The following is an 8,496-nucleotide window of genomic DNA, read 5'->3' as shown; positions in this document are numbered from 1 at the left end:
TCAGGTCGCGGTCGTAGAACGCGAAGCCCACCGGCGTGAGGCCATGACCGCGTCGCGCAGCGCCCGCGCGTCGTCCGCCTGCTCGCGCAGCCGGATGTACTCGCGCTCGCTCCGGGCCAGGGCGCGCAGGGCGGCCATCACGCCCACCGCGGCCAGCACGAACGCGCTCGCCGCCAGCACGGCGATGCGAGCCCCCGGCGCCAGGCTTCCGCTCCACATCCCCACCAGGGCCATGAGCGCCGCGCACGCGGTGGCGACGGCGGCAATCCTGAGGAGTGGGGGCGGGGAGGACGAGGACATGGCGCGCGGGGAGCGCGCCTCACTCTACGTTTCCTCGCATCGGCTTGCATCGCGGCGAGGCCCTGACCCACCCAAGCGTTGGACGAAGGTCCAGGGTAGGCCGCGAAGCCAATCCTCCGGGTGAATCCGCTCGAACGCGCGGTGCGCCGGACCTGTGGAAACCCACGAGGCTCCACCGCGCGGAGGTGTGCAATCTCAGACAGCGGGCCCGGCGATGATGTCCGGTGGCCCCGGACGGTTGGGGTCATGCGCGGGGGGTTCCTGGATGCCCGGCTTCACCTCGGGGTCCTGCAGGGGCGGAGGCGGTTCCCGGCGCTGGGGCTCGCCCGGCGGTGGATCCTTCTCCGGCGCGGGCGGCCGGGGCGGTTCAATCTCAGGCGTGGGCTTCGGATCCGGCTCCTTCACCGGCTTCTGGGGAGGCGTCGTCTGTGGATTCGTCGGCATGGACCTCCACACTGCGCACGCCGTCCTCCCAGGGAACCGCCGCGCCCTCCGCGTCGTCTTCGGGTGCGTGGTTTTCGACAGGTGTCCCCGCGTCCTGGAGGCGGCAGTGGGCCCAGACCTCCACCACGGGCTCGATGCGCGGGGTGAGCTGGATCATGGAGCTGGGGAAGCAGCGCGCCGGCAGCCGGGCGAAGAGCTGGCGCACGTGCTCCGCCTCCCGTGCGCTGGCCACGGCGACGTGCGGCCGGACGATGAGGTCGGTGAAGTGGGCGGCCTGCTCCGGGCTGCCGCTCACCAGCCGGGCCGTCGCGCAGCTCTGGTAGAAGAGCACCCTCACGCCTGCTTCCCGTGCCCCGTCCAGGAACGCGTGCAGCGTGCGCCCCTCCACCGCGCCCACCAGCAGCGCCTCCGGAGTCCACCGCCCATCCCCGGGGCCGCTGTCGCGGTCATTCAACGGACGACCAATCGGTACGGGGGGCGCATGGTCGCTCGTCAGCACCGCGCCCCGTTCTCCCTGCCAGTAGAGGCGCGTTTCGTACTCGGTGATGGAAGCGGAGGTCATCAGGCATCTCCTCGGTAGGGGCCTGCGCGATGCGCCTTCAACACCCATGCCGCGGCAATGCTTCTCATCCCGCTGGGGACTGCCCTCGGGTACGAGTCCCCCCAGGTAGGGCGGTGATCGCGGGGCCACACGCGCCCTGGCCCGGGATGCGGCCTCCCTGGAACAGCCCTTTTGGACGATTTCGTCCCCGCCGTCCCTGCTCCACATCCAGCGCCTCAATGCCTGACATGGGGGGACGGCATGGGTGTGATGCGACGCGGTGGGGAAGGGTGTTCGTTGATTGTATGGCTTTGCGAGGGCTTCCAGGGCCGCACGGCCGCTTGAACCATGTCCATGCAAGAACGAGGTGAGGCACCGATGGCGGAAGCGTATGCGAGTCAGCTCATCCAGGCCCCCGCGGACGTGGTCTGGGACCGCGTGGGAGGCTTTGACAGCCTCCCGCGCTGGCACCCGGGCGTCGTCTCCAGCGAGCGGGTGACGCGTCCCGAGGCCGGGCCTGGGCCCCTGCGCCGGCTCACCACGCGCGACGGCGAGGTGTACCTGGAGGCTCGGGTGGAGCACGACCCGCACGCGCGCAGCTATGCGTACACGTTGCTGGAGAGCCCGCTGCCCGTGCGCGACCACCTGGCGAAGCTGCGGGTGACGCCGGTGACGGCGACCGGGCAGACCTTCGTGGAGTGGTCCGCGACCTTCAGCCTGACGCCCGGGCACGAGGGCGAGGCGGCGGCGCTGTGCCAGTGGATCCGCGAGGAGTTCTTCGCGCGGGGCCTGCGGGGGCTGGCGCACACCTTCCTGCCGCCTCCGCCCCGGGTGCCGGCGCCGGAGCTGGAGTGGCGGCGCTGAAGGGCGCTCACAGCCGCTGGAGGAAGCGCAGCAGGTCCTGCTTCTGCGCCGGGGTGAGGGACTCCGGCGGCCGCCCGGGAACTCGGGCGGGTGCGGCGGCAGGTCCACGGTGGGGATGCCCGGGAGGATGAAGCGGCTGTAGGTGTCCACCGCGTCCGCGAGCGTGGCGTGGCTGTTGTCGTGGAAGTACGGCGCGGTGCGGGCGACGCCGCGCAGGGACGGCACGTGACGTCGCGGCCGCGCCGCTCGGAGCGTCGAGCGGCGGACACCCTGCCACCCGCATCCCGGCTGGGCGTCGCACATCCAGGCGCATGCTTCCGGGTGGCCTGCTGAACCTCACGGCCTGGAGAGCCCAATGCCCGTCATCCGATGGCTGGTGTTGTTCCTGCTGTCCTGCGGCCTTGGATGTGGGGCCGCGATCATCTCCAGCGAGTGCAACCAGGCGGACAGCACCGTCTCGTGTTGCCTGAAGCGGCATCCAGGGCAGTACGAAGCCTGCGGAGCGGACGCGCCCGCCCAGCGGATGTTGGGGGCGCGCGGCGCCCGCATCGACAGCAAGACGCTCTGGAAGCAGGGGCGGATCCGTCTCGATGTGGAGAACCCGGCGCCCGGAGTTCGCCCCGGGCAGCTCCACTTCCAGGACGCGCAGACGGGTGCGACGTACCTTTACTACCTGGGAGAGGTGCCGCCTTGAGGACCAACGCGTTGATGCGGGCCTATCTGCGCAACGCGCGGGTACAGGAAGTCATGGCACGCCCGCTCACGCCCAGGATGCAGGCGCTGCTCCATGAGGGCGTCGTCGAGACTCATGGCTTCTGGGTGCTGCGGCGCGCGGCGACGGCGAGCGCTCCACCTATCCGTCCCGGCTTCCAGGACGCGACCGGCTACGAGTGCTTCGCGAACAAGCTGCACGTCTCTGACTTCGTGGGCTCCCTCGAGGAAGACCCGTGGGCACGCCGACTGCGCCTCAAGGACCAGGTGGGCTATGGTCTGCGATTCGCCTGGGAGTTGCAGCGGGTGCTCCCAACGAATGGGCGCTTCGTGATCATCCTCGGATGCAGCAACGCATGCACGTTGCGCTTTCATCTGGAACGGCCAGGAGAGCATTGGCTCACGGAGGACCTGGAAGGCTACCGTCGAGATGCCCTCCTGGAGTTGAGCAACCACGATGACCTTCGCGGCTGGGTCGCGCTCCCCGACTGAGGCTCCGGCTCTGCTCCGCCGCGGGGCCCTCGAAAGGTTCGACTCGGACGTTTTGCCGCCGTCCTGGCTCGGGACGGTGTGAATCCGCCCTCGCTCCGGGCACGCTTCCGCCCATACCTGGAGCGAAGGGGACCATGGACATCATCCGCAATGACAAGCAGGGCGCGAAGGTGAAGCTCGAGCGCATCTCCACGGCGCCGCCGAAGAAGGAGGACCGGGACGCGGCGAAGGCGGAGTTCGAGGCGCTGGGCGAGGAGCTGTTCGACCTGCAGGACCTGCTGTGGGGCGCGAAGATGAACTCCGTCCTCATCGTCCTGCAGGGGCGTGACACCGCTGGCAAGGACGGCACCATCAAGCACGTGGTGGGCAGCCTCAACCCGCGCGGCGTGAGGGTCACCTCCTTCGGCGTGCCCAGCACCGAGGAGCAGGAGCACGACTTCCTCTGGCGCGTGCACCGCGTGGCCCCGCGCAAGGGCGAGTTCTCCATCTTCAATCGCTCGCACTACGAGGACGTGCTCGTGGCGCGGGTGAACAACCTGGTCCCCAGTCCGCTCTGGAAGGCGCGCTACCAGCACATCCGCGACTTCGAGACCCTGCTCGCGGAGCACGGCACCGTCATCCTCAAGTTCTTCCTCCACATCAGCCGGGAGGAGCAGGAGCAGCGGCTGCTGGCGCGCGAGCAGGAGCCGCGCAAGGCCTGGAAGATTTCGGCGGGGGACTGGGAGGACCGCAAGCACTGGCTGGACTACACCCATGCCTACGAGGACGTCTTCGCGCGGACGTCCACCGTGCAGGCGCCCTGGCACCTGGTGCCCTCGGACGCCAAGTGGTACCGCAACCTCGTGGTGGCCCGCGCCGTGGCGGAGGCCCTGCGCCCCTACCGCGAGCAGTGGCAGCAGCGCCTGGACGAGGTCGGCAAGCACAAGAAGGCCGAGCTGCGCGCCTGGCGCAAGAAGCGCTGAGGCACGGCCTTGCGCGTCATGGATGACGCGGAAGCACACGCCGCGCGTCGTGGGAACCGCTGACCCGGCCGTGACATGGGGATGGGACAACACGGTGGGTCATCCGTCCCGGTGTGTCGCCGGGCGGTCACCCCCGGAGCCCTGTCGACATGGAACGAACCGCGTCGCCGTCGAGCAAGGACCTCATCGCCCGCACGCGTCCCTTCGCGGCCCAGGACACCGCGCGCTCCGTCGGCGCGCTCGTCTCCACCTACGCCGCGCTCGCGGGCGCGGTGGCGCTGGCGGTGGCCGCGCCCTGGTGGCCCCTGCGCATCGTGGGCGGCCTCGTCGAAGCGTTGGTGCTCATCCGCTGCTTCATCCTCTTCCACGACGCGATGCACGGGGCGCTCCTGCCGAAGTCGCGGTGGGCGAAGGTCCTCTTCCAGGTGCAGGGGCTGCTCACGCTCACGCCCGCGCGCATCTGGAATGACACGCACAACCACCACCACGCCAACACCGCGCGCATCGCCGCGGACTCGGCGGGGACGTTCGTCACCTGGACCACGGAGCAGTGGCGCAAGGCCACGGGCGCGCAGCGCCTGGGCTACGTGGTGGAGCGCCACCCGGTGACGTTGATGCTCGGCTACTTCACCGCGTTCCTCTACAGCCTGTGCCTCCAGCCGTTCGTGAAGAGCCCGAAGCGCTACTGGACCTCCGGGCTCGCGCTGGGCGTGCACGTGGCGCTGTCCGCGGCCGTCTGGCACTTCTTCGGCCTGGGCGTCTACCTCTGCGCCTTCCTGGGGCCGCTGTTCGTCGCGTACGCGCTGGGCACGTACCTGTTCTACGCGCAGCACAACTTCGACGACGTGGCCATCCTGCCGGACGCCGCCTGGAACCACGCGGACGCGGCGCTGGAGGCCAGCAGCTACATGCGCTTCGGGCCGGTGATGGCGTGGTTCACGGGCAACATCGGCTACCACCACGTGCACCACCTCAACCCGCGCATCCCGTTCTACCGGCTGCCGGAGGCGATGGCCGCCATCCCGGAGCTCCAGGGGCCGCACGTGACCACGCTCACGCTCAAGGACGTCGTGGGCTGCCTGCGGCTGAACCTGTGGGATCCGTCGCTGAAGCGGATGGTGCGCTACCGCGACGCGCGGCTCGCCCACGGCGCCTGAGGAACCTCGGCCCGGCGGGTCCGTTCGGGGCCCGCCCGAGGAACCCACCGGGCCGGGGTCTCAAGGCTCCAGCAGCGTGTGCAGCGCCTTGGCGTGCGCCTCCTCCTCGTCGAGGAGCTCCTCCAGCAGCCGCCGGGTGGTGGGGTCGCGCTCCTCGAAGTAGGGGATGAGCTCCCGGTACGTCTCGATGACGACGCGCTCCGCCGCCAGGTTCTCGCGGAGCAGCTCCACCAGCGTCCGCCCCTCTTCGTCGTGGGTGTCACCGCTGGACATGAGTCCTCCAAGGTTGAAATCCGGCCGTCCGCCCAGCTGCTGGATGCGCTCGGCGAGCCTCAGCGCGTGGCCCTGCTCCTCGCGCGCGTGCCGGCCGAACGCGGCCTTCACCGCCTCCGCGCCAGGGCCCGCCGCGCACAGGGCGTGGCGTGTGTAGCGCCGCACGCAGACGACCTCGGTCGCGAGCGCGGCGTTGAGCAGCGTGAGGCACATCCCCAGCTCGCCCCCGGCGGTATCGTGCGGGCCCCCGCCGCCAGGTGCTCGCGCGCCTGGCGGTGGAGCTGCTGGAGGTCGGTGACGAACGGCTGCGGACGCGTGTCGGCCATGGCGGTGCCTCCGGGCGGCTGGGTGTCGGGAAGCTGGGCGGCCCTGGCCACGCTGGCCATCCCTCCTGCCCCCGCGTGCCGGGAGCGCCGCGCCTGTCCGTCCCACCCCGGGGCCCCGGCGCGGGATCCGATTCCCGCTGGCGACGCTTGCCTCCACGCCCAGCGCGGGCAGGGACGTTGTCCGCGAACACCCCTTGCGGCCCCCAGGGCGGAGGAGGGGGTTCGGGGTTAGTCTTCGCCAATGAGCTCGAGCCCATCCAGCCGGCCGTCCGTCGTCGTGGCGGAGCTGGGGCCCACGAACACCGGGAAGACCTACCGCGCCATCGAACGGATGCTGGAGCACGACTCAGGCATCATCGGCCTGCCGCTCCGCCTGCTTGCCCGGGAGGTCTACGACCGGGTGACCGCGAAGGTGGGCGAGGGCCGGGTCGCGCTGATGACGGGCGAGGAGAAGCGCATCCCGCCCCGGCCCGACTACTGGATCTGCACCGTGGAGGCGATGCCGACGGACCGGCAGGTCGACTTCCTCGCGGTGGATGAGATCCAGCTCGCCGCGCACCGCGAGCGCGGGCACGTCTTCACCGACCGGCTGCTGCACGCGCGCGGCCGCAAGGAGACCTGGTTCCTGGGCGCGGAGACGATGCGGCCCATGGTGCAGGCGCTCATCCCGCATGCGTCCCTGAAGCGCGCCACGCGCCTGTCGCAGCTGCGCTACTCCGGGCGCAAGTCGCTGAAGAGCCTGCCGCCGCGCTCGGCGGTGGTCGCGTTCTCCGCGGACCGCGTCTACGAGCTGGCCGAGGCGCTGCGCCGGCTGCGGGGCGGCGTGGCGGTGGTGCTGGGCGCGCTGTCGCCCCGGACGCGCAACGCGCAGGTGGCGATGTATCAGTCCGGCGAGGTCCAGTACCTCGTGGCCACGGATGCCATTGGCATGGGGCTGAACCTGGACCTCAACCACGTGGCCTTCTCGACGCTCTCCAAGTTCGACGGCGCCGAGCAGCGCGACCTGTATCCCGACGAGCTGGCGCAGATCGCCGGCCGCGCGGGGCGCCACCTCAACGACGGCAGCTTCGGCGCGCTGAACACGCTGCCGGAGCTGCCGCCGCGCGTCGTCTCCGCCATCGAGTCGCACCGCTTCCCCGCGGTGCGCAGCCTCATCTGGCGCAACTCCTCGCTCGACTTCTCCAGCCCGGAGGCCCTGCTGGACTCGCTGTCGCGTGCTCCGCGCGACAGCGCCTTCGTCCGGGTGGAGCGCGCGGATGACTTCGACGCGCTCAAGGGGCTGTCCGCCGTGCCCGCCATCCGCGAGCTCACTCCCGACAAGGCGTCCGTCGAGCTGTTGTGGCAGGTCTGCCAGATCCCCGACTTCCGCAAGGGCCTCTTCGGCCAGCACGTCGCGCTCCTGCGCGAGACGTTCCTCCAGCTCACCGCGGGGGACGGGAAGCTGGACCCCACGTGGCTGGGCCGGCAGGTGTCGCCGCTCGACGACGCGTCCGGGGACCTCCACACGCTGATGGACCGGCTCGCGGCCATCCGCATCTGGACGTACATCAGTCATCGTCCGGGCTGGCTGCACGACGCGGAGGACTGGCAGGAGCGCACGCGCCGCATCGAGGACGCGCTGGGCGACGCCCTGCATGAGCGGCTGGTGGAGCGCTTCGTCCAGCGGGCCGCGAGGAGGAGCGCGCGCCGCTTCGTGAGGGCCAGCGCGCTGCCGCAGGCCGGCTCGGACAGCCCCTTCGCCAAGCTGGGGCAGTTGCTGACGGAGGTGCCGGGCGCGGAAGGCGCGGTGATGACGGAGGAGCAGTTCGTCCAGCGCGTGGTGGACGCGACGCACGACGCCTTCGAGGTGGATCCGATGGGGCGCATCTCCTTCGAGTCGCAGCCGCTGGCCCGGCTGGTGCGAGGCCGCGACCGGCGCTCCCCGCAGCTCGCGTTGGCGGAGCCGGAGGTGTGGACGGGGGGCGCTCGGCAGCGGCTGGAGCGCCGGTTGGTGGCGCTGGCGAAGGACCTGGTGACGGAGGCCATGGGAGGCTTTCCCGCGGAGTCCTTCACGGGCGAGAGCCGCGCGCCGGCGATGCGAGGCGTGGCCTACCGGCTGGCGGAAGGGCTGGGCGTCATCTCCCAGGGCGAGGCGCGCGAGCAGTGGAAGCTCCTGGACGAGGAGTCGCGGGAGCGGCTGAAGGCGCAGGGCGTCCACGAGGGCCAGCGGTTCCTCTACGTCACCGGGGCCCTGTCGCCGCAGGCCCTGGAGCGGCGGGCCATGTTGACGGCGCTGTTCCAGCAGGCCCCGTGTCCGCAGGGCATCCCGCGGGAGCCCGCGTTGAACGTCGCGGCGCTGGGCGGCCGCAACGCGCGCGCCTTCGGCTACGAGGTCATCGGACCGGTGGCGCTGCGCATCGACATCGTGGAGCGGCTGGGGAGGGATT

At 71.1% G+C, this 8,496-nt stretch carries 10 protein-coding genes; 6 read left to right on the top strand and 4 right to left on the bottom strand.

All coding sequences use genetic code 11. From position 1 onward, the window contains the following. From ACLEQD_RS31335 to ACLEQD_RS31325, 3 genes are all read right to left on the bottom strand, one after another. The gene (locus ACLEQD_RS31335) at window positions 1–300 is read right to left on the bottom strand and encodes a hypothetical protein (RefSeq protein WP_410389172.1); all 300 of its coding nucleotides are present in this window, start codon (window positions 298–300) and stop codon (window positions 1–3) included. 195 nt (window positions 301–495) lie between these two features. Continuing rightward, a complete protein-coding gene (locus ACLEQD_RS31330; protein WP_338276905.1) occupies window positions 496–705 on the bottom strand; it encodes a hypothetical protein in 210 nt (69 codons plus the stop codon). After that, window positions 674–1,306, bottom strand: a complete 633-nt coding sequence (locus ACLEQD_RS31325) for an OsmC family protein (RefSeq protein WP_410389170.1) — start codon at window positions 1,304–1,306, stop codon at window positions 674–676. The genes ACLEQD_RS31330 and ACLEQD_RS31325 overlap by 32 nt, the downstream gene beginning before the upstream one ends. 357 nt (window positions 1,307–1,663) lie before the next feature. Between ACLEQD_RS31325 and ACLEQD_RS31320 the strand changes: the two genes are divergently transcribed. The 5 genes from ACLEQD_RS31320 (at window position 1,664) to ACLEQD_RS31300 (ending at window position 5,471) form a co-directional block, all read left to right on the top strand. Continuing rightward, window positions 1,664–2,149, top strand: a complete 486-nt coding sequence (locus tag ACLEQD_RS31320; protein ID WP_410389168.1) for an SRPBCC family protein — start codon at window positions 1,664–1,666, stop codon at window positions 2,147–2,149. A gap of 355 nt (window positions 2,150–2,504) precedes the next feature. After that, entirely contained in the window at window positions 2,505–2,843 is a 339-nt protein-coding gene (locus tag ACLEQD_RS31315) for a hypothetical protein (RefSeq protein WP_410389166.1), read from the top strand. Beyond that, entirely contained in the window at window positions 2,840–3,352 is a 513-nt protein-coding gene (locus tag ACLEQD_RS31310; RefSeq protein WP_410389164.1) for a hypothetical protein, read from the top strand. Before ACLEQD_RS31315 ends, ACLEQD_RS31310 begins: the two co-directional genes overlap by 4 nt. Window positions 3,353–3,486: 134 nt before the next feature. Then, window positions 3,487–4,314, top strand: a complete 828-nt coding sequence (locus tag ACLEQD_RS31305) for a PPK2 family polyphosphate kinase (RefSeq protein WP_410389162.1) — start codon at window positions 3,487–3,489, stop codon at window positions 4,312–4,314. 149 nt (window positions 4,315–4,463) lie between these two features. Next, the gene (locus ACLEQD_RS31300) at window positions 4,464–5,471 is read left to right on the top strand and encodes a fatty acid desaturase family protein (protein WP_410389160.1); all 1,008 of its coding nucleotides are present in this window, start codon (window positions 4,464–4,466) and stop codon (window positions 5,469–5,471) included. A gap of 60 nt (window positions 5,472–5,531) precedes the next feature. Here the strand turns inward: ACLEQD_RS31300 and ACLEQD_RS31295 are convergent, their stop codons facing one another. Next, window positions 5,532–5,957, bottom strand: a complete 426-nt coding sequence (locus ACLEQD_RS31295; protein WP_410389158.1) for a bacterioferritin — start codon at window positions 5,955–5,957, stop codon at window positions 5,532–5,534. A 354-nt stretch (window positions 5,958–6,311) separates the two neighbouring features. Between ACLEQD_RS31295 and ACLEQD_RS31290 the strand changes: the two genes are divergently transcribed. Continuing rightward, a partial coding sequence (locus tag ACLEQD_RS31290; RefSeq protein ID WP_410389156.1) for a helicase-related protein occupies window positions 6,312–8,496 on the top strand: 2,185 nt, incomplete at its 3' end.

Origin of the sequence: Corallococcus sp. 4LFB, from assembly GCF_046520365.1 — a bacterium.
Lineage (GTDB): Bacteria > Myxococcota > Myxococcia > Myxococcales > Myxococcaceae > Corallococcus > Corallococcus caeni.
This window is presented reverse-complemented; position numbering and strand designations above follow the sequence as displayed.